The 19,810-nt window shown below is 67.4% G+C and carries 17 protein-coding genes and 1 pseudogene; 9 read left to right on the top strand and 9 right to left on the bottom strand.

The annotated features are described in order from the left end of the window. Positions 1 to 66: 66 nt before the first annotated feature. Together hjc and C479_RS07350 are read left to right on the top strand one after the other, a co-directional pair. A complete protein-coding gene (hjc, locus tag C479_RS07355) occupies positions 67 to 591 on the top strand; it encodes a Holliday junction resolvase Hjc (protein WP_007700226.1) in 525 nt (174 codons plus the stop codon). An 87-nt stretch (positions 592 to 678) separates the two neighbouring features. Continuing rightward, positions 679 to 1,095 (top strand): universal stress protein, encoded by a 417-nt coding sequence (locus tag C479_RS07350; protein ID WP_007700225.1) that lies wholly within the window; start codon positions 679 to 681, stop codon positions 1,093 to 1,095. 31 nt (positions 1,096 to 1,126) lie between these two features. Here the strand turns inward: C479_RS07350 and C479_RS07345 are convergent, their stop codons facing one another. Both C479_RS07345 and C479_RS07340 read right to left on the bottom strand, forming a co-directional pair. Beyond that, the gene (locus tag C479_RS07345; protein WP_007700224.1) at positions 1,127 to 3,124 is read right to left on the bottom strand and encodes an acyl-CoA dehydrogenase family protein; all 1,998 of its coding nucleotides are present in this window, start codon (positions 3,122 to 3,124) and stop codon (positions 1,127 to 1,129) included. 56 nt (positions 3,125 to 3,180) lie between these two features. Beyond that, positions 3,181 to 3,954 carry a helix-turn-helix transcriptional regulator gene (locus C479_RS07340; protein WP_007700223.1) on the bottom strand — a complete coding sequence of 258 codons (774 nt, stop codon included), beginning with the start codon at positions 3,952 to 3,954 and terminating at the stop codon, positions 3,181 to 3,183. 130 nt (positions 3,955 to 4,084) lie between these two features. Here C479_RS07340 and C479_RS17125 point away from each other — a divergent pair. Continuing rightward, positions 4,085 to 4,819, top strand: a pseudogene (locus tag C479_RS17125) (GLUG motif-containing protein); the annotation flags it as partial. Positions 4,820 to 5,783: 964 nt separating this feature from the next. Next, positions 5,784 to 9,170, top strand: a complete 3,387-nt coding sequence (locus tag C479_RS16980) for a beta strand repeat-containing protein (RefSeq protein WP_007700222.1) — start codon at positions 5,784 to 5,786, stop codon at positions 9,168 to 9,170. A gap of 93 nt (positions 9,171 to 9,263) precedes the next feature. On the opposite strand, the gene C479_RS07330 is transcribed toward C479_RS16980, so the two are convergent. Beyond that, positions 9,264 to 9,884 (bottom strand): SWIM zinc finger family protein, encoded by a 621-nt coding sequence (locus C479_RS07330; RefSeq protein ID WP_007700221.1) that lies wholly within the window; start codon positions 9,882 to 9,884, stop codon positions 9,264 to 9,266. A 290-nt stretch (positions 9,885 to 10,174) separates the two neighbouring features. Here C479_RS07330 and C479_RS07325 point away from each other — a divergent pair, with 290 nt between their 5' ends. The 3 genes from C479_RS07325 (at position 10,175) to C479_RS07315 (ending at position 12,408) form a co-directional block, all read left to right on the top strand. After that, a complete protein-coding gene (locus C479_RS07325; RefSeq protein ID WP_049907154.1) occupies positions 10,175 to 10,417 on the top strand; it encodes a DUF7472 family protein in 243 nt (80 codons plus the stop codon). 145 nt (positions 10,418 to 10,562) lie between these two features. After that, complete coding sequence (hisG, locus tag C479_RS07320) at positions 10,563 to 11,417, top strand: ATP phosphoribosyltransferase (RefSeq protein WP_007700219.1); 855 nt, start codon at positions 10,563 to 10,565, stop codon at positions 11,415 to 11,417. A 259-nt stretch (positions 11,418 to 11,676) separates the two neighbouring features. Then, positions 11,677 to 12,408: a hypothetical protein gene (locus C479_RS07315; protein ID WP_007700217.1), complete on the top strand. Its 732-nt coding sequence runs from the start codon at positions 11,677 to 11,679 to the stop codon at positions 12,406 to 12,408. A 135-nt stretch (positions 12,409 to 12,543) separates the two neighbouring features. On the opposite strand, the gene C479_RS07310 is transcribed toward C479_RS07315, so the two are convergent. The 5 genes from C479_RS07310 to C479_RS07290 all read right to left on the bottom strand — a co-directional run bounded on the left by C479_RS07310 (position 12,544) and on the right by C479_RS07290 (position 17,754). After that, entirely contained in the window at positions 12,544 to 12,867 is a 324-nt protein-coding gene (locus tag C479_RS07310) for a DUF7577 domain-containing protein (protein WP_049907153.1), read from the bottom strand. Between the two features lie 113 nt (positions 12,868 to 12,980). Further along, positions 12,981 to 13,871 (bottom strand): acyltransferase, encoded by an 891-nt coding sequence (locus tag C479_RS07305; RefSeq protein WP_007700212.1) that lies wholly within the window; start codon positions 13,869 to 13,871, stop codon positions 12,981 to 12,983. A gap of 100 nt (positions 13,872 to 13,971) precedes the next feature. Continuing rightward, complete coding sequence (locus C479_RS07300; protein ID WP_007700209.1) at positions 13,972 to 15,324, bottom strand: ABC transporter permease; 1,353 nt, start codon at positions 15,322 to 15,324, stop codon at positions 13,972 to 13,974. Next, a complete protein-coding gene (locus C479_RS07295) occupies positions 15,321 to 16,151 on the bottom strand; it encodes an ABC transporter ATP-binding protein (protein WP_007700205.1) in 831 nt (276 codons plus the stop codon). Before C479_RS07295 ends, C479_RS07300 begins: the two co-directional genes overlap by 4 nt. A gap of 91 nt (positions 16,152 to 16,242) precedes the next feature. Further along, complete coding sequence (locus C479_RS07290; protein ID WP_007700202.1) at positions 16,243 to 17,754, bottom strand: DUF402 domain-containing protein; 1,512 nt, start codon at positions 17,752 to 17,754, stop codon at positions 16,243 to 16,245. Positions 17,755 to 17,999: 245 nt separating this feature from the next. Between C479_RS07290 and C479_RS07285 the strand changes: the two genes are divergently transcribed. Beyond that, entirely contained in the window at positions 18,000 to 18,674 is a 675-nt protein-coding gene (locus C479_RS07285) for a DUF6517 family protein (protein ID WP_007700197.1), read from the top strand. A 58-nt stretch (positions 18,675 to 18,732) separates the two neighbouring features. On the opposite strand, the gene C479_RS07280 is transcribed toward C479_RS07285, so the two are convergent. Then, entirely contained in the window at positions 18,733 to 19,350 is a 618-nt protein-coding gene (locus tag C479_RS07280; RefSeq protein ID WP_007700191.1) for a riboflavin synthase, read from the bottom strand. A 206-nt stretch (positions 19,351 to 19,556) separates the two neighbouring features. Between C479_RS07280 and C479_RS07275 the strand changes: the two genes are divergently transcribed. After that, complete coding sequence (locus C479_RS07275) at positions 19,557 to 19,799, top strand: DUF7533 family protein (RefSeq protein ID WP_007700188.1); 243 nt, start codon at positions 19,557 to 19,559, stop codon at positions 19,797 to 19,799. Positions 19,800 to 19,810: the final 11 nt, after the last annotated feature.

The following is a 19,810-nucleotide window of genomic DNA, read 5'->3' as shown; positions in this document are numbered from 1 at the left end:
TCGCGGCCGTTTCACCTTCACCTCGCTCCCGTCTCGTTTATGTAGGCCCACCTGCGAGCTAGCGCCATGTCTCAGGCGAAGGGTGACCGACGCGAACGCGAACTCGTCAATCGACTCGACGAGGCCGGGTTCGCGGTTATGCGTGCACCCGCCAGCGGTTCTGCGACGGAACGAGAACTACCCGACGTGCTGGCCGGCGACGGCGAGACCTTCTACGCGATCGAGGCCAAGTCGAGCTCGGGCGACCCCATCTACCTCACCGGCGAGGAGGTCGAGGCCCTCATCTACTTCGCGCAGAACTTCGGCGCGAAACCCCGCATCGGCGTCCGCTTCGACCGGGAGAGCTGGTACTTCTTCCACCCCGGCGACCTCCACCACACCGACGGCGGCAACTACCGGGTCAAGAAGGAGACCGCAATCGCCGACGGCACCGACTTCGACGAGTTCGTCGGCACGAGCGAGAAAGTCACGCTGGACGAGGTCGGCGAGGACGAGGGCACGTCGGGGCCCGACCCCGAGATCGTCCGGGTCCTCAACGCGGTCGAACAGGGCGTGATGGACGTCGAGGAGGCGGCGGAACTGCTCGAGTAGCCCGGCCTGGGCGACGGGGGCGGCGCTCGATCGGAACCACATCCGGCGAACCGAACCGCTAAGCGTCCGGCGATTCACAGTCGAGCCATGACGGTACTCGTCGCGTTCGACGGTTCAGAACCGGCACAGAAGGCCCTCGAACACGCCGCTCGGACCTTCGAGGGGCAGGAGCTCGTGTTGCTGCGGGTGCTCGACTCGCCAGACGGACTCGTCGACGCGAGCGTCGGGTTCGCCAAGGACGGACTCAAGCAACTCCGAGAAGAGTCGCGTACCGACCTCTCCGAGGATGTCGAGAGCGTCATCGACACGACGGACGTCGAGTTCCGGACGGCGGTCGCCTTCGGCGAGCCGACCCGCGAGATCGTCCGCTTCGCGAACGACAACGACGTCGACCACGTCGTGGTCGGGAATCACGGCCGCGACGGCATGGCGCGCGTCCTGCTCGGGAGCGTCGCCGAACAGGTCGTCCGCCGGGCGCCGATGCCGGTCACCGTCGTCCGGTAAGGGAGACCGCACTCGCCCTCCGTCACTGATCTCACTCGTCACCGTTCGTCATGGACAGTGACGACGGGGACACCGGCGCGTACCGAACGATCGCGTCGAAGTGCTCGATCGGGAACCGATCCTCGTTCGTGATTCCGCGGGCGTCCCGATCGCGTAAGTGCGTCTCGACGAATCGTCGCGCCACGAGCGCGGCGCGGCCGTCGCCGTTCTCGGTCGCATCGGGGTCTCCTGCTGCCGGGTTCTCACCGTCCGCCTCATCTCGATCTAGGTCGGCTTGCGCCTCTGTCAGTAAGAGCGCGGCCGTGTAGACGTCGAAGACGTAGTGGGCGAGTCGCTTCGCCGAGAGCTGTGCGTACGCGTCGTCGTGCGCCGAAAGCGTCGCGAGCGCCTGCGAGAGGGCGACGTACTCCTCACGAGTCGTCTCGACGGCGTCGGCGAGGGCGGGGTATGAGACCGCCGACAGCCGGTCGTCGATCGTCTCGAGGAGTGGTTCGTGGGCGTCTTCTCGGTCCAGCGCCCGCAGGAGGTCGAGCGAGAGGACGTTTTCCGTCCCCTCCCAGATCGGGAGTACCTGCGCGTCTCGCAGGAGTCGGTGCGTGACGAAGTCGTCCACGTAGCCGTTCCCGCCCTGAATCTCCATGGCGTCGGAGGCCATGTCGACGGCCATCCGGCCCGTGCGGAGCTTCGCGATCGGGGTGAGCGCACGAAGCAGGCGGGCGGCCCGGTCGGGATCCGTCGGGCCCGACAGGGGCGTCTCGGCGGCCTGTTTGGCGCCATCACTTTCTCCGCGCTCCTCGTTCCGGTCGGCCCGTTCGTCCCGCGAGAGGAGCGCCGCGGCCTCGAACGTGAACGCCGTCGCGGCCTCGTAGTCGACCGTCATGTCGACCAGGTCCTCGCGCATGAGCGGGTACTCGTCGATCGTCGAGCCGAAGACCTCGCGCGTGGCCGCCTGCACCCGACTCTCGAGCAGTGCCCGGCCCATCACGCCGCAGGAGGCCGCGGCGTTCGCCAGCCGCTCGACGTTCAACATCTCGGCCATCTGGCGGAAGCCCGCGCCCTCTTCGCCGACGAGGATCGCCGTCGCGCCGTCGAACTCGACCTCACCGGTCGGGACCGAGATGGTCCCCAGTTTGTCCTTCAGCTGGCGGTACAGCTGGTCGTTCACCTGGTCGGGATCGAGGGCGCCGCCGGAGCCGCCCGCGGGCCCGTTTCCGCGGTCGTTCGTCCCGTACCGGTCGCCTTTCGTCAACGGCCCGTCGACCACCTCCGGGTCGGCGTGCGGGACGAGGAACATCGAGAGTCCGGCCGTTCCTTCGGGGGCGTCCGGCGTCCGGGCGAGCGCCAGCGTCCCCTCGGCGTCGACGTTCGAACAGAACCACTTCTCGCCGGCGAGTCGCCAGTACCCCGATTCATCGTCGTACTCGGCGGTCGTCTCGATCGCGCCCACGTCGCTGCCCCCTTGCTCTTCGGTGAGGAACATCGCGCCTTCGATCAGGTCGTCGTACTCGCGACTCACGAGCGCCTCGTAGTAGGGCTCGGTGGCCTCGTCACCGAATTTCCGGAGGACGACCGCCGCCCCCATCGTCATCGCGACGGGACAGCCGAAGCCGGCGTCGGCGTACGAAAGCAGGGTGAGCATCCCGAGCGCGTGGCTCAGCGGCATCGACTCCTCGCGGCCCGGCGGGGCGTCGAACGCGTCGGCGACGATGCCGCGCTCGTAGACGAGGCGGTCGTTTTCCAGCTGTTCGGCCGGATAGCGAACGAAGTTCTGGATCTCCCCGTACCGATTCCGGGGGTCGAGTTCGGGGCCGGTGGCGTCGACCCGATCGGCGTTGTCCGCAACGGTGTGGCCCACCAACTCGCCGAACGATTCGAGTCGGGGTTCGGCCCAGTCGAACTCGTCGGCGGTCATCACTCGGCGAAGTTCGCGCCGGAGCGTCGGGTCGAGCGTCCAGTAATTGACGTGGCGTCCCCGCTCGAACCGGCCGAAATCGATCCCCTCGCTTGGTGGTGAACGCCCTTCGGTCATGACCGTACGCAGGACGTGCCCGGTCGTAAAGATCCCGGCGGTGGGCCGTATCGCGGTTACAATCGGATCGGTTCCGCCTCGTTGCGGCACGTCTCGTATCGGTCTTCGAGCCACGCTCTCGCCGCCGGGTGGTCGGATTCGACGTGGACGGTGGGAAGTCCCGTCGCCGGATCGTGGCCGACGATGGTGACGTCCTCGTCGTCGATCGCGAACGAGAACGGGATCGCCTCGTCGTCGGCGACGAGTAGCGAGAGTCCGTCGCTCTCGCCGATCGCCCGGAACTCGTCGCCGCCGATCGTCTCGTGGGCCTCGAGCGCGCTGGCGGCGAAAATCCGTTCGATCCGATCGGTAGCCGACAGCGACGGTGTCGCCCGCTGCAGCGCCTCGACCGCGGTCGTGCTGGCGATCGCGCCGCGGGACGTCGTCGTCGCTTCGAACCGCTCGATGACGTAGTCGACGACCCGATACGGATTGGACGCGTCCGCGACGACGACCTCCGCGTCCGCGAACAGGTGGGCGTGCTCGACGAGGGCCGGGTGGTCGACGAGTTCCAGCAGCGGATCGAGCCGGTCGATGGTCCGCACAGCTCGTTCGTAGGCCTCGCTCGCCGCGACCAGCGCGGCCCCGCGATTCGTCGTTCGATATCCCTCGTGACCTTTCGCCAGCAACCCTTGTTCCTCCAGCGCGACGGTCGCGCGGTAGACGGTCGTCCGCGACAGATCGGTCCGTTCTGCCAGGTGCGCTCGGGAGCGTGCGCCGTCGCGGCAGGCGGCGAGAAGCGACGTTCGTCGGAGGATCGAGATCGCTCGGTCCGCATCCGACGTGTCCATGGCTGGACCTATCACTCGAAGACCATAGCAGTTCCTCTGTGTGTTGACTGTTCGTCGGTGAACAACGTGTTCCTGGGCGGACAGTCGTCCTATCGGTGGCTATAATGAGCTAATCGGGAAGGCTTCCGCAATGCGATCAGGGGGACGGGAAGTGGTGGTGGTGACGGTCGTCGTACTGTGTATCGTGGTCGGGGTCGGACTGTTCGCTACGCCGGCCGCCGCCGATGGACCGGCGGGAATGGACGGGAGCGGCACCGCGGGCGATCCCTACGAGATAACGAACGCGACGCAGTTGCAGGCGATGGACGACGAACCGGGCGCGCACTACGAACTCGTCGAGGACGTCGACGCGACCGCGACGGCGACCTGGAACGACGGTGACGGCTTCGAGCCGATCGCGACCGGCGGCGACTTCACCGGCACCTTCGACGGCAACGGCCACGCGATCGTCGGGCTGACGATCAACCGGTCGGGATCGAGCCAAGTCGGCCTGTTTTCCAGCACCGACGGTTCGGAACTGTCCGACGTTCGATTGCTTGACGTGGACGTTATGGGCGGTGGGAGCACCGGCGCTCTCGTCGGCAACAATTACGTCGATCGGATCGCGGACGTGCTGGTGACCGGGAGCGTTTCCGGGACTGAGGACGTCGGCGGTGTGGTCGGCTTCTCCGGGGGAGAGATCACGCGATCTGCTTCGACCGCAGACGTGGACGGCGAGATCGAGGTCGGGGGGCTACTGGGGTACGCGTCGGGCGCGACGATCACCGATTCGTACGCGACGGGCGACGTCACTGCCACCCAGGAAGACGCCGGCGGGCTGGTCGGCTACAACTACGGAACCGTGCGGAGATCCTACGCGACGGGTGCCGCAACTGGTGCCCCCGCCGGTGGGCTCCTCGGATACAGCAGCTTCCGCGGCGAACTCTACACTTCTTACTGGAACACCGACGTCGAGGGCTCGGCCGCCGGCGAGAACATGGGTGGCATCGTCGAGGCGACTGGGCGCACGACCGCTCAGCTCACCGGCCTGAACGCGACGGACGCTCTGCCCGAGTTCGACTTCGGTACCGACTGGGCGACGACGGACGGCTACCCCACGCTCCGGGCTGTCACGACCGACAGAACGCCGGCGTTCGACGTCACGATCGAGGACTACGACGCGAGCGTCGACGCGAACTCGACGATGACCGTCGACGCGACGATCCGCAACGTCGGCACCGGCGACGGAACGCTGCCGGTTAAACTCGCCGCCGACGGCACGCCCGCCGTGGATTCCGAGGCCGTCTCACTCCCCGCCGGAATTTCGAAGCAGGTGACGCTCAGCTACGAGGTTCCGGGATCGATCGACACCGGTTCGTTCGACGTGGCGATCTCGACGCCGAACGAGACCGTCGAGCGCAGCGTCGACGTCGACGGCTACGAGACGTTTTCGGGCACGCTCACCGACGGCGCGATGGGCGAGCCGGTGTCGAACGCGACCGTGACGGTCGACGGCGACAGCGAGACGCAGACGGTCCAGACCGACGCGAACGGAGACTACCAGCTGGCGGTGCTCAACGACTCGACGGTGACCGTCTCAGCGACGCCGACGGTCGCGACGCCCGGCGGCCAGGAGTCGATCACCGGCTCGACCACGACGACCGTCGACGGCACGACGACGGGGGTCGACCTCGCGCTCTGGCCGGAGCTTGGCGGGGCGGGGACGGCGGCCGATCCCCACGAGATCACGACCGTGCGCGGGCTGCAAGCGATGCAACTGGATCTCGGTGCGCACTACGTCCTGGTCGACGACGTCGACGCNTATCACGACCGTGCGCGGGCTGCAAGCGATGCAACTGGATCTCGGTGCGCACTACGTCCTGGTCGACGACGTCGACGCGAGCGATACGGCCGACTGGAACGACGGAAGGGGGTTCGATCCGGTCGGCGCCACTACCAAGTTTTCGGGAACCTTCGACGGCGACGGACACGTCGTCGACGGCCTCGTAATCGACCGCCCCGACAGCGAACACGTCGGGCTGTTCGGGGTTCTCTCCGGGTCACTCTCGAACGCCAGGGTGCGTGACGCGACCGTTACCGGTGACAGGGGGGTCGGCACACTCGTCGGGTATCTTACGGGATCAGTGGACGAATCGGCGGCCTCAGGGACCGTCAGTGGGACCGACGACGCGGGTGGTCTCGTCGGCCAGACGCAGTCGGGCGCAGCAATAACTGATTCCCACGCCGCCACCACAGTGACTGGGGAATCAACGGTGGGCGGGTTGGTCGGCTCCCTCGTTGACTTAGCGACAGTCGAGGGCTCCTTCGCAACTGGCGAGGTATCCGGTGACATAGGAGGTGGGCTCGTCGGAAGCGCAGGGGGATGGGCGACGGTCACCGACGCGTACTGGAACGTGGGGACGACCGGTCAGCCCACCTCTGGGGGCGATGCAGTCGGCCTCACCACCGACGAGATGACTGGCGCGAACGCCACGGAGTTCATGGACGGTCTCGCCCTCGAATCGACCTGGATCGCGCTCGACGGCGAGTATCCCGCGCTCTCCGGGGAGGTCACGAGCTACGACCTCTCGCTCGCGAGCGACGAGATCGCGGTCGACGGCGGATCGACTGACGCGACGGTCATCGTCGGGCTGCGAGATGGAACGACGGCGACCGCGACGACGACCTCGACCTACGCCACGGGCGGGAACGTCTCGGTCGACGGCGACGGCACCGCCACCGCAGACGCCTACGGCCCCGACACCGTGACGGCCGCCGCTGGCGGCTACTCGGACGCCGTGGCCGTCATCGCGCTCGACGCCGACTACGAGATTACGTTCACCGACGTTCCCGCAACCGCTGCTGCCGGCGGGTCCTACTGGATCAACGCGACCGTTCGGAACGTCGGGAACGACCAGGGAGCCGACAACGTCTCGCTCGCGTTCGACGGCGCGACGATCTTCGACCAATCCACGACCGTCGGCGCTGGAGCGACCGAGTCGATCGCGTTCGAGTACACTGTTCCCGAAGACACCGCCACCGGATCGGTCGCCCTGGACGCAACCACGCCCCACGACGACGCGACCCGGAGCGTCCACGTGAATGGCTACGAGACGCTCTCGGGCACGATCACCGACGGCGTCACCGGCAAAGCGCTCTCGAACCGCAACGTGACCGTTGCGGACGGCGCCGGGACGCGAACGGTCACGACGAACGCGAGCGGCGCGTACTCGATCGAGGTCCACAACGCCTCGACTGCCATCGTCTCGGCGTCCAGCAGGACGAGCTGGGGTAACGGCTCCGTCGCGATCGCGAACTCGAGCACCACGACGATTCGAAACGCGACGACGCTCGACCTCGCCCTCTTCCAGACGCTGCCCGGTAGCGGCACCGCGAGCGATCCCTTCCGGATCGATACCGCCGCGGAGTTACAGACGATCAGTCAGGATCTCGCGGCGAACTACACGCTCGTCGGCGATATCGACGCGAGCGGAACTGCTGTGTGGAACGACGGCGCGGGCTTCGATCCGCTCGGCGGGAGTTCCACCACGGAGTTTTCGGGGACGTTCGACGGCGACGGTCACGAAATCGAGGGCCTGACGATCGACCGACCCGGTAGCGATTACGTCGGGCTGTTTGGCGAGGCAGTTGGTATCGTCGACGACGTCGCGATCGCGAATGCGTCGGTCGTCGGGAACGATGACGTCGCCGGCCTGGTTGGGTTCGGCCACGAGGATGCCGAAGTGAGGAACGCGACTGTGAGTGGAAGTGTCCGTGGTACGACTCGGGTCGGCGGGATCGCTGGGCAGGCAGACCTCCCCCTCACGAACGTCTCCGTCACTGCGGACGTGAACGGCACGGACGTCGTCGGCGGACTCGCAGGCATCGTCGGTAGCGACCGTATCGACCGCTCGTGGGCGAGTGGCACCGTAACGGGGACCGACGCCAAAATCGGCGGGCTAGTCGGAAACGTGCGGAATGCCGAGATCACCGACTCGTGGGCAAGTGGTGACGTCGTCGTCGACGGAGATGCGTTCGATGTCGGCGGACTCGTCGGCTACGTCGATGTCGGGTCGGGCATCTCGAACGTGAGCGCAACCGGTGACGTCGTGGCGCCCGGCGGCGACGAGGTCGGTGGACTCGTCGGCCATCACAACGCGAGAATCGTCTCGAACGCGTGGGCCAGCGGAAACGTGACCGGCAACGAGAGCGTTGGCGGTCTGTTCGGCTATGCGTTCCACTCCTCCGATTCGTACGCGACGGGGGCGGTGACCGGCAACGCATCCCTCGGTGGGGCAATCGGGACGAACTCGTCCTACGCTACGATCTCGTCGGTCTACTGGGACGTGAACGCGACGGGGAAGAACAGCTCCGCCGGCAACGCGACCGGGCTCACCACCGCACAGCTGACCGGCGCTACCGTGAACGGGTCGCTCGCCGGCTTCGACTTCGAGCGCGCCTGGACCGCGACGGACGGTTACCCGAGACTCCAGACCGAAGTCGAATCCGTCGACCTCTCTGTCGACGATGCGGCCCTCCGCCCCGGCGAAACCGCCGACGCGACCGTCGCGATCGATCTCGTCAGCGGCGACACCGCGACCGCGACGACCGTCGCGAACTACACGAGCACGGCGCCGGGCGTCGCGACGGTCGACGGCGGCGAGATCGTGGCCCGCGGCGCCGGTTCCGCGACGATCACCGCGACCGTCGCCGGCCTGAACGCCTCGGCCGACGTTCGAGTCGCCGCTCGCCTGTCGACCGACGACGGCGACGACGATAACCAGCCGGCCCGCGAGTTGAACGTTTCCGTCGTCGACCTCGCACCCGAGGACGCGAATTTCACCGTCGGCAAGCCGGTGACAATCGACGTCATGGTGGTGAACGACGGTGTTGCGACGGCCGAGTATGCGGTGGTCCTCTCGCTGAACGGTACCGCTGTCGCCACCGAATCGGGCACCGTCGAGGCGGGGTCGACGACCGCGGTCGAACTCTCCCACGCGTTCGACGAACCGGGAACCTACACGCTCTCCGTCGCGGACCGCTCGTTCGACGTGACCGTCGAGTCCGAGAGGTCCGGGCCGTCCGACGACGGCGATTCGACCGACAGTTTCGGTTCGGCCGGGAGCGACGACTTCGCGGGAGACTCGCGGTCGTCGGGCGACGCCTCGCCCGGCTTCGGCGTCCTCGGCGCTGTCGTCGCCCTGCTCGCCGTCGCCGCAGCGACCCGGCGTCGCTGATCGATTTTCTGTTATTGCGACGCTCCGTTTCGTCCTCGTTCCGCTTCGGCCGAGTTCCGCTGTTCGCCCACGTTCCGTCGTTTCGCGGCCGTGTTATTCGACGCGAGTCAGCCGCGTCCGCGGGAAGAGGTAGATCTGTAGCTCGCGCGGCACGGGACCGTTTCGCTGGACCGTCGCGTGGGGATAGACCGCGGCGACGACCGGGACGTCGCCGTCGTAGTCGCTGTTGGTGCCGTAGTCGGCGACGGGTTCGCCGGTGGCGGGGACGGCCGTGGCGTCGGCGCGGCGGTCGGAGACGGCGACGACGGTGACGCGAGCGTCGGTCTCGCGATCGCGAGCCAGGTCGCCGGGCGAGAGGGCGTGACGGTCGCAGTAGACGGGGCCGCCGTCGTCCTCGTCGACGAAGACGCGCTCGGCGCAGTCGGCACATTCGACGGCGAGTTTCCCCGGCGGGGGCGCGAGCCCTTCGGTGATCTCGATCGCGACGCGGCGGACGTGTTTGCATCGAGCGCCGCGGAAGATGTGGTCGGGACAGCTACAGCGCCCGGCGGCGACGTCGACGAGGTAGGTCGTCTCCTCGGTCTCGACCTCGTAGAGGCCGTCGCCGAGTGCGAGCACCGACATCGGCTCGGTCCGGGCTCGACGCGATCGCTCGTCTAGCTGGTCGGGGTGCGGTACGGAGAGTGGGGTCTTGGGTGAGGCAATCGTGTTCATGAGACGCTGGTGTGTTTCGGGTGCGTCTGTGTCGGTCGCGAAGCGGTCACCGCGGAGCGCCCACTTCGGACTGTCGTGACGTCGATCATCGATTACAGGTGCCGGGGCCGCAAAAGGCTCTCCTTGCTGCTGCCGGCCGCCGTCCGGGGACAGCGACTGCACTGGTAACGGTGCGTTCCGACCGACTGCGTTCCGTCTGCGGAGCGGTGACCGACCGCTCGAACCGAGACGCCGACCACCCGCTGACTGCCCTCCGACACGCTTTTGGTCGCACCGACGAATTCATCGGTATGATCGACCGCGAAAGCCTCATCGAGGCTGCCGCCGCCCTCGTCAGCGTGGGAGCCATGCTCGGCACGCTGGTCTACATCGGCTCGACCTACGGGACGGCGAACGCGCTGGGCGACGAGGGAGCGAAGGTGATGGTCGGCGTGATCGTCGCCTTCATCGTGTTCGTCACACTTCTCGGTGTCGGGCTCGCGTACACGACGTCCGAGGGAGCTACAGCCGACGAGACGGACGCGACAGCCTGATCGCGCTAACACACGAGTCGAACCGCTTCGCGCGGTCGCCGGTCGCCGTCTTCTCGTTCTCCGTCTCGCGATTCCGTGGGGTACGCGTCGACGTGCCGGGTCGAGATGGAAAGACAATTCCCTCCGCCCGGTCAACGGACGCGTGATGCGAATCGCCGTTCCCAACAAGGGCCGCCTGCACGAGCCGACGATCGACCTTCTCGAGCGGGCGGGGCTGCATCTGGAAAACGGCGCCGACCGCAAACTCTACGCCGAGACCGTCGACCCCGAAGTGACGGTCCTCTTCGCCCGCGCAGCAGACATTCCCGAGTACATCGCCGACGGCGCGGCCGAGATGGGCATCACGGGGCTGGATCAGGTCCGTGAATCCGGCCAGGCCGACCGGTTGGCCGAGCTGCTGGATCTCGAATTCGGTCGCTGTCGGCTCGTCCTCGCCGCCCCCGAAGATGGCGACATCGAGTCCGTCGAGGACCTGGCCGGTCGCACGGTCGCGACGGAGTTCCCGCACGTCACGCGCGAGTTCTTCGCCGACACGGCCGTCGACCCCGAAGTCGTCGAGGTCACCGGCGCGACGGAACTCACGCCCCACGTCGAGATGGCCGACGCCATCGTCGACATCACGAGCACGGGAACGACGTTGAAAGTGAATCGACTGGCCGTCATCGACGAGGTCCTCTCGAGTTCCGTTCGGCTGTTCGCTCGCGACGACGTCGTCGACGAACCGAAGGTCCAGGAACTTCGGACGGCGCTGTCCTCGGTCCTGACCGCGGACGGCAAGCGCTACCTGATGATGAACGTTCCCGAGGACCGCCTCGACGCGGTGCGCGACGTCATTCCCGGCCTCGGCGGGCCCACGATCATGGATGTCGCCAACGGCGGTGACAAGGTCGCCGTCCACGCCGTCGTCGACGAACGTGACGTCTTCGAGACGATCACCGAGGTCAAACGCGCCGGTGCCAGCGACATTCTCGTCACCGAGATCGAACGGCTCGTCGAGTAAGCACTACCGACGCGACTTCTCGCTTCTGGCGTCGATCGGTGCCTTAGCACTTGCGCCGTCTGGCGGCGGGTTCGGCCCGCTGTCGACCGACGGCGACGCTCGCCACGTACCCGCCGACCGAGATCATCCGACCGAGTCATTTCTGAATTGAACACTTTCACATATTCTTGGTTTTCTTGCCTTTACGGACAATTACTCGGCGGTAGACTGGATAAAACACAAGGGTTATGCCGGTAGTCCCGTATTACTGTCTATCCGCATGGACGGGTACGAACACCCAGACGCGTTCGACGATCCCCGGATTTCCGCGCCGTTTTACCGGTACTGTCCCGGCGACGGCGGTGACGTCCTCCTGCTCGGCGTCGTTCACGACCATCCGGCGAGCGTCGGCCGCGTCGAGACCGTTCTCGATCGCCTCGAACCGACGACGCTCGCGCTCGAACTGCCGGCGGCAGCGATTCCGCTGTACCGCGCGTACGCGACACGGCTCGACGACCGTGATCATCCCACCGCGGGGGGCGAGATGAGTGCCGCCATCGCGGCGACCGACGCGACGGTCGCCGGGATCGACGCGCCGAGCTGGTCGTTCCTGCGCCGGCTGGTGACCCGACTCGTCGCTGATCGAGCGCCGCTCTCGACCGCTCGACGCGTCCTCTCGAGCGTCGGCGGGGCGACCCGAACGGCCCTCGCCTGCCGGCTCGCGGCGACCCTCTCCGATCCGGCCTCGGGGTGTGCGGGGGTGACCGACGCCGTGGAGTACGACGTGAGCCACGCCGACACGCCGACTCGGCAGGCCGAACACGAGCGCAGCCACGTCTCGGGCGTCACGGCCTTGCTTCGCGCGACCGATTCCGGTCCGAAGCGCTACCGCGACGAGACGCGCGAGGCGTGTATGATCGACCGCCTCGACGCGTTGCGCGACGATGGCGACGTCGTCGCGGTCGTGGGCGTCGATCACCTTGACGTGCTCGCCGACGCGCTCACGTCCTGACCTCGGCCACTCTTCCTCGCCAATCGAGTGGGTAGCCACTCCTCACGTTTCGAGTGCGTCGAACGCGTGCCAACAGCAGCACGTCCGTCCAGCAGTCTCGCGTTCGTCCAGCGATCTCGCGTCATTCTAGCAGTCTCACGTCCCGAGCGTCGAGAGACAGTTCCAGCAGTACGTGTAGGTCGCGTCGGCGTCGTTCGGTGCCCCGCAGGCCCGGCAGGTCTGTATCTCGTCGTCGAGGTCGACGGCGTAGTCGTCGGGATCGTCGACGCCCTCGTCGAGGCCGGACCCGGCCCGGTCGTCGATCGGCGTGCCGTACCGGACGCCGGTGAGCGACCCCTCGGAGAGCGACGGTGACGCCGGCTGTTCGTCGTTCTCGCGACGGACGTAGTAGTAATAGAGCGCCACGTGGAGGAGAGCGAACAGGAGGACGTAGCCGACGAGCCAACTCCAGAGCTCCATCGCCGTGAGATACAGTCTCATACCCCTTGTGTATTGCCCGCGTCTGTGCCGGGTGTGTTCCAGTAATCAGCCGCTACGCCGGAGAAATCGGCACTTTCGCTGTGAGCGCGTGGCTACCACTCGCGCTTGAACTCGTCGAAGACGTCGAGGTCGTCCGGGAGCGTCGACTCGAGGCGGCGCTCGTCCTGTCGGTTCCGTCCGCCGTCCTCTATGGGAACTGCCTCGTCCTCCCAGCCGGGCTTGATCTTCACGCTCTTGGCGGGCGTCCCGACCGCGATGTGGTGAGCGGGAACGTCGCCCTGGACCACGGAACGCGCACCGACGATGGCGTTCTCGCCGACTTTGCAGCCGGCCCGGACCATCGCGTCGTAGGTGACCCGGACGTCGTCGGCGACGATCGTGTGGAAGTTGGTGACCGCGGTCTGGTCGACGACGTCGTGATCGTGGCTGTAGAGGTGGACGCCGTCGGAGATAGAGGCCCGGTCGCCGATGGTGAGTTTCCCGCGGTCGTCCAGGTGCACGCCGTCGTGGATGACGGTGTTGTCGCCGACGCTGATGTTGTGGCCGTAGGTGAACGTGATCCCCTTGAAGAATCGGCAGTCGTCGCCGCAGGATTCGAAGAGGTGGTCCGCCAGCATCGCCCGGAATCGGAGCGCGAAGGCGACATTGTCCGCGATCGGCAGGCTGTCGAACTGTCGCCAGAGCCACTGGAGGTGCTTGGACTCCTCGAACGCCTCCTCGTCCTTCTCGGCGTAGTACTCGCTCTCGAGGGTCGTGTTACAGGGATCGTAACTCTGCAACCGGACTCGCTCGGCCGTCGACACGTCCGCACCCGATTCCCAGCGCTCGTAGGCGTCCCGATCGCCCGTCAGGTCGATGAGGACGTCCTCGACGACGTCGCACGTGTCCTCCTCGTCGCTCGCTAGTCGCTCATCGACCTCGTCGATGAAGTCGGTCAGTGCCGACTCGGCTTCGTCCGGGAGCGAGACGTGCCGCTTGGTCATACGCGGCGTTTCGACGCTCGCGTTGATAGGGAGTTCGGTTCCGGAACGGCTATCGACTCTGCTCACTGGTCTCCGATAACGACTCGAACCGACGTGTCCGTCACTCGTACCGGAGCGCGTCGATCGGGTCCGTCCGCGCGGCCTTCCAGGCCGGATACAGCCCCGAGAACACGCCTACCAGGACGCCGACGGCGATCGCGAGGGCGACGTATTCGAGCGGATAGACCAGCGGGAGGTCGATGTACTGGGCTCCCAGGTAGCCCGTCGCGAGGCCGAGCGCCGTCCCGAGAATCGCGCCGATGACTCCGAGGACGATCGCCTCCATGAGGAAGAGCCCCAGGACGTCGCGATTCTGTGCGCCGACGGCCTTCATGATGCCGATCTCGCGGGTGCGCTCGGTGACGGAGACGAGCATGATGTTCGCGATGCCGATCGACCCGACAAGCAGGGAGATAGCCGCCACGCCGACGATGAAGTTCTGCAGCAGGCCGAGGATGTCCTGCAGCTGGGAGAGCAATTGTGTACTCGTCTGGAGGACGATCTCCAGTTCGCCGCTCGCTAACAGCGCGCTCGCATCCGAGGCGTCGCTCTCCAGATAGGAGCGCGCCTGCTCTTTGGCGCGGTCGATCGCCGCGTCGTCGGCGGACGGTGCCTCGACGACGATCGCGGTGTACCGGGTTCCCGCGGCCGCCTCACCGTCGCTCTCGTTGCCGGGGTCGTCTTCGCCGGGTGCCGACGCGTTCCCGTCGGCCTCGGATTCTTCAGCGGATTCGTTTCCGTCGGTCTCCTCGTCGGCCGCCGAATCCGCGCCGGCGTAGAACGGATCGGTCGGGACGTACAGCCGCGGTGACTGGCCGAAGCCCTCGAACGGACTCAGGCCCTCGGACGTGTCGGTGATCCCGACGACCGTCACTGTTCGCGTCTCGCCGCCCTGGAAGACGAGCGTGAGTTCGTCGCCGACGGAGACGTTCGACTCGAAGGCGCCCGCGACGGCCGGGTTGACGACGGCCTCGGGTTCGCCCTGTTCGAACTGCCGCCCCGTGGCGATGTCGTCTTCCCTGACGTACGTCGGCCCGGTGGCGAACGCCCCGTCACCCAGTGGGACGACGGAATCGCCAGTCGCGACCGCCTGAGTGCCGAGCGGCGCGTAGCCGTAGGCCGCGTCGATCCCGCTGCGTTCTTCGAGCGCGGCGAGGTCGGCTTCGCTGACGACTGGTTGCGCCCCGGCGAGCGGACCACCCTCCGTGCCTGGGTCGGCCGCCCAGCCGTAGACGTTGCGCTGGTCGTCGGGGCTGATGTCGCCGACGATTCCCGCCTGCAGGCTCGCTCCCAGGGTGACGAACGCGATGACGGCCGCGACGCCGATAATGACGCCCAGCGTCGTCAACGCCGACCGCAGGCGGTGCCCGGCGATCGACCGCCAGGCGAGGCGGAGCAGGGCGAGCGGCTTCACCGGTCTGGCCCCCGATCTGGCTCCTCCTGATCCGTCCCCCGGTCCGTCGCCGAACCGCCGTGCTCGTCGCGTCCAACGGTCGACGGTGGGGTTCCGTCAGGTCCGGCGGACGGCGGCCCCGAGCCGTTGCGGGCGTCGTTCAGCGCCTCGATTCGCTCGATCTTCCCGTCGAGCAGGTGCACGATCCGCTCGGCGCGCTCGGCGACGTGGCGCTCGTGGGAGACGACCAGCAGCGTCGTGCCGGCGTCGTGAAACTCGGCGAAGAGGTCGAGGATCCCGGCTTCTGTCTCCGTGTCCAGGTTCCCCGAGGGTTCGTCGGCCAGCACGATCGCCGGGTCGTTCACGAGCGCGCGAGCCAGCGCGACACGCTGGCGCTGTCCGCCCGAGAGCTCGTTCGGCCGGTGATCGGCCCGGTCGGCCAGACCGACCCGGTCGAGGAGGTCTCGCGCCCGTTCGTTCCTGTCGGTCCGGCCGACATTCTGGAAGAGTTGCGGCATGGCGACGTTCTCCAGAGCGGTCAACCGGGGCATCAGGTTGAACGTCTGGAAGACGAATCCGATCTCGATGCCGCGGAGTCGCGTCCGTTCCCGCCCGCTGAGCGTCGAGACGTCCGCTCCGTCGATGACGACGCGGCCCTCTGTCGGCGTGTCGAGACAGCCGATCACGTTCATCAACGTCGACTTGCCCGACCCGCTCGGCCCCATGATCGCCGTGTACGAACCGCGGGGAAGCGTGAGCGAGACCCCGTCGAGCGCGTGGACCGTCTCGGCTAGCTGGTAGGTCTTGCGGACGTCGTCGAGGGTGACGGCCGGCTCGCTCGGCGCCATGCCGGGTCGGACCACGTCCCCGGCGAAAAAGATTCGCGACGGTCGGTGCGACGACGGGGCCGACTGACCCGACGCAGGGGTGACGTCCCGCTCACTTCCCGAGCGCCCGTGCGACCGCGTTCGCTACGCTCGTCGCCTTCTCGGCCAGCGCTTCGGAGACGAACCCGTCCTCGACCGCCGCCGCGAGTTCGTCCTCGTCGACGATCTCGACCGTCCCGTCGCCGTGGCGGACGACGTCGACGTGCAGGTCGACGTAGCGGGCCGCGTCGGGGAAGCACTCGACGGGCGTGCAGACGTTGACGTAAATCCCGACCACGGTGCCGTCGGCGCGTTTGTACGTCGTCGGATACCACCATCGGCCCTCGCGGAGCTTCGTCACCGCAACGTCGCCGGACTCCTTCGGCGCGCCGAGGCCGTCGTACTGTCCACCGCCACGGATCGACCGCTCCAGGGTGAGCGACCCCTCCCCGTCCCAGTCGGTCACCTCGCCCGGGCCGAGCGTGATGAGTCGGCCGTCGGGCTTGCCGTGGCCAAGCGCGAACCGGTCGCCTGCCTGCGGGCCGAACTGGCGCGTGACGGCGGCGAACGGGAAGTCGACGTCGGCGTCCCCGCCGAATGCGGCGTCGAGATCGACGCTCGCGTCATCGTCGGTCGTCGCCTCCCCACAGACCGCCTCGGCGAAGTCGACGGCCGCACTGGCGTTCCGGTCGGCCGCCTTCGCCCGGTGGTGACCCGGCAGGGTGGTTTCGACCGCCCGGCGCGCCTCGTCTAAGGCGAACCGCGACTCGCGGCCGAACCAGCACCACTCGGTCACCCAGGGGGCGGCGACCGGTGCGGGTGCGTCGGCGTCTTCAGCACCATCCAAGGCGTCGTCCAGGTCGGCGGCTCGGTCGACGGCCTCGGAGAGGGCCGTCTCCATCGCGTCCATATCGGCGTCCGCGGCGGTGCGTTCCCAGCGCACGCCCCAGCCGTCAGGGGGGTCCGCGGACAGCAGGTCCGTCAGGCCCACGAGCTCCTCGCCCGCCTCACCCGGGGCTGCCGCCCGAACGCCGCCCCGACCGCGGGTGAGCGTACACACCCCGCCGCCGACGGTGATCGTGGGTTCGACCCGTGGCAGGTCGTCGGCCCAGGGCGGCGTCGGCTCTGTCACCTGCACGCGATAGCGGTCGCCTGCGTCGACGTAGCCGTCGGCGGCGTCGTAGGGCAGATGGCCGCGCTGGCCGTTCCCGAGGTCGACGACCGCGCCGCTCCCGCCGTCGGCGTCGGTGACCGTCGCGTCGAAGACGGCCCCGCGCGGCGCGCCGTCGGTCCACCGGAGTGTGTCGATTCCCACCGACTCGACCGCGTCGGCCACGCCAGCGACGGCCGTTGCCGGTCCCGAACACTCGATGCCGAGTCGGTCGCGCGTCGTCTCGATCCGCACGCTCGCCGGCGCGGTGGCGAACGTCCCGTCGAAGCGTTCCTCGATGGGATCGGAGGCCTGAACGACCTCGTGGCCCGCCGTCCGGAGCCGTTGGGTGAGGGCGGTCGTGTAGATACCGCGGATCCGAACGGACGTCGGATCGTGCTCGTCGGCCCCATCAGTGTGCTCCGCAGCCGTCATGACTCGCTCGTGCGACGGGCGGGCGTCTCTCGATCGGCGATCATATCCGCACGTGGGGTCGGCGGCGTCTTGTGCGTGCGGGTTTCGGCCGCGAGCCGGATTCGCTGAGAATGACTTCCAAATTTCCTGATTATCGCCTGTCACAGGAAACCTCTTTGAGGATCGACCACTCGGACGCTAAATTTTCGGACAGTTGGATGGTCGAGTCACTAAGCACTTATCCGTAGAGAATCTCGGTACGTGTGATGAATCGTCGGAGTTACCTGGGGACGGCCGGTGCGGCGTCGCTCGCCGGTCTCGCCGGTTGTACCGGACTGCTCGGGATGGACGAGCACGAGGCGAACCCGGTCGGTGTCGCTGCCGAGACGCGGGCGGACACCGGGTACGAACAGCGTCGTGTCAAGGAACTCGTCATCGATGAGTCGGTCGACGTGGTGCTGTGGTCCGAGTCGATCTCGGTGACGAACTATATCGTCGAGCACGAGAAGAGCGTCTCGGTCGGCCCGCTGACGGATCAGCGGGCCGCAGTCTTCGTTTCGCTCTCGACGCCGAAGATCGAGGTTCTCGGCCAGCAAGTCAACCCGATCGAGGACATGGAGACGGCCAGGCTCGTCACCATGATCGCAGAAAACTACGAGGGGATGGGCACGCCTCGCCACGTCGCAGACGACAAACTGTCCGTACTCGACCAGCAAGTCGTCACGTCCGTCTTCCGGACGACCGCCACGTTCGTCGGCAATCAGGAGATCGAGGTGAACCTCCACGTCACGGAAGCCATCGACGCTGACGACGATCTCGTCGTCGGCATCGGAGTCTATCCGCGCCAACTCGCCGATCGGGAGCGACCGAACGTCGAATCGCTCATCACGTCGATCGACCCCTCGGTCGACGTCAGCGCCGAGTCGTCCGGCGATTCCTAGGTAAGTCTCTCTCTTCGTCCGAGCGTCGTCGGCAGAAAGCTTCGGCAGACCACCGCGTTCACTGCGCCGACGGAATGGCCCGATCCGGCGTTTCGACGATCGATTCGACGTACTTCGCCAGCACGTCGACCTCGAGGTGGACCGGACCGCCGACGTCCTTCTCCGAGAGCGTCGTGATCTCGTACGTCGTCGGGACGATGGCCACCGTGACCCGGTCGCCGTCGAGGTCGGCGACGGTGAGGCTGATTCCGTCGAGCGTGATCGAGCCCTTCTCCACGACATACCGGGCGTAGCCGTCTGGGAGTTCGAACTCGACGTACCAGTCCTCGCCGACCGACTCGACCGCCGAGACGGTCGCGACCGCGTCGACGTGGCCTTGGACGACGTGGCCGTCGAACCGACCGTCGGCGGGCATGGCCCGCTCTAGGTTGACGGCGTCGCTGACGGCGAGATCGCCAAGATACGTCCGCTCGACCGTCTCGCTCGCGAGGAACACCTCGAACCACGACCCGGTCTCGAAGCGCTCGACGGTCAGACAGACGCCGCTGACGCTGATACTCGCTCCATGTGCGACGTCTTCGACGACCTCGTCGGCCTCGATTCGCAGGCGAACGCCGTCGTCGGTCGCGTCGCGCGATCGGATCGTCCCCGTCTCTTCGACGATACCGGTGAACATGTCGAGTGCTCGGGGGTCCTGCGGGTTAATTGTTCCGTTCCCGTTATCTATCTCGGATTCGTTACGGGGCGTTCCGCGACCCGCCGAAGCCGATCGAACGCCCGCTGTTTCCGTGATAGCGCCCGACGCCGACACAGGTCACCGACCTCCCGTCGCACTCCTCCTGACCGACGAACCTTTTGGCTCGGCCGTCCTTGGGTCGGGCAATGGCAGGTATCGTCGAGACGATCCAGCTCGCCGGCGTCCTCATCTTCGCGATCCCCGCCGCGATCGCCGGCATCGACTTTCTGGTGCTTCGCGGCGAGCCGCTACTCGGTGGCGCGCTCGTCGGGCTGGCAATCGTCCTCGTCGCGATCGAGCAGTACCTGACGACGCCCGGCGATCTACCGGGGGCGGTCGCGTCGCGGGCCGAAGACGCGCTCACCGTCGAGTCCGACGAGGAGGAGTAGGCCGCGGTCGG

It is taken from the genome of Halovivax asiaticus JCM 14624 (assembly GCF_000337515.1).
GTDB classification, from domain to species: domain Archaea; phylum Halobacteriota; class Halobacteria; order Halobacteriales; family Natrialbaceae; genus Halovivax; species Halovivax asiaticus.
The sequence above is the reverse complement of the archived record's forward strand: the minus strand, read 5'-3'. Positions and strand labels throughout refer to the sequence as shown.

Bases quoted from the DNA above. Each gene is read 5' to 3' on its own strand.
- C479_RS07285 (WP_007700197.1), top strand. From the start codon at position 18,000: ATGAATCGTCGGAGTTACCTGGGGACGGCCGGTGCGGCGTCGCTCGCC.
- hjc (WP_007700226.1), top strand. From the start codon at position 67: ATGTCTCAGGCGAAGGGTGACCGACGCGAACGCGAACTCGTCAATCGA.
- C479_RS07340 (WP_007700223.1), bottom strand. From the start codon at position 3,954: ATGGACACGTCGGATGCGGACCGAGCGATCTCGATCCTCCGACGAACG.
- C479_RS07330 (WP_007700221.1), bottom strand. From the start codon at position 9,884: ATGAACACGATTGCCTCACCCAAGACCCCACTCTCCGTACCGCACCCC.
- C479_RS07295 (WP_007700205.1), bottom strand. From the start codon at position 16,151: ATGGCGCCGAGCGAGCCGGCCGTCACCCTCGACGACGTCCGCAAGACC.
- C479_RS07305 (WP_007700212.1), bottom strand. From the start codon at position 13,871: ATGACCAAGCGGCACGTCTCGCTCCCGGACGAAGCCGAGTCGGCACTG.
- C479_RS07345 (WP_007700224.1), bottom strand. From the start codon at position 3,124: ATGACCGAAGGGCGTTCACCACCAAGCGAGGGGATCGATTTCGGCCGG.
- C479_RS07275 (WP_007700188.1), top strand. From the start codon at position 19,557: ATGGCAGGTATCGTCGAGACGATCCAGCTCGCCGGCGTCCTCATCTTC.
- C479_RS07290 (WP_007700202.1), bottom strand. From the start codon at position 17,754: ATGACGGCTGCGGAGCACACTGATGGGGCCGACGAGCACGATCCGACG.
- C479_RS07315 (WP_007700217.1), top strand. From the start codon at position 11,677: ATGGACGGGTACGAACACCCAGACGCGTTCGACGATCCCCGGATTTCC.
- C479_RS07310 (WP_049907153.1), bottom strand. From the start codon at position 12,867: ATGGAGCTCTGGAGTTGGCTCGTCGGCTACGTCCTCCTGTTCGCTCTC.
- hisG (WP_007700219.1), top strand. From the start codon at position 10,563: ATGCGAATCGCCGTTCCCAACAAGGGCCGCCTGCACGAGCCGACGATC.
- C479_RS07350 (WP_007700225.1), top strand. From the start codon at position 679: ATGACGGTACTCGTCGCGTTCGACGGTTCAGAACCGGCACAGAAGGCC.
- C479_RS16980 (WP_007700222.1), top strand. From the start codon at position 5,784: ATGCAACTGGATCTCGGTGCGCACTACGTCCTGGTCGACGACGTCGAC.
- C479_RS07325 (WP_049907154.1), top strand. From the start codon at position 10,175: ATGATCGACCGCGAAAGCCTCATCGAGGCTGCCGCCGCCCTCGTCAGC.
- C479_RS07280 (WP_007700191.1), bottom strand. From the start codon at position 19,350: ATGTTCACCGGTATCGTCGAAGAGACGGGGACGATCCGATCGCGCGAC.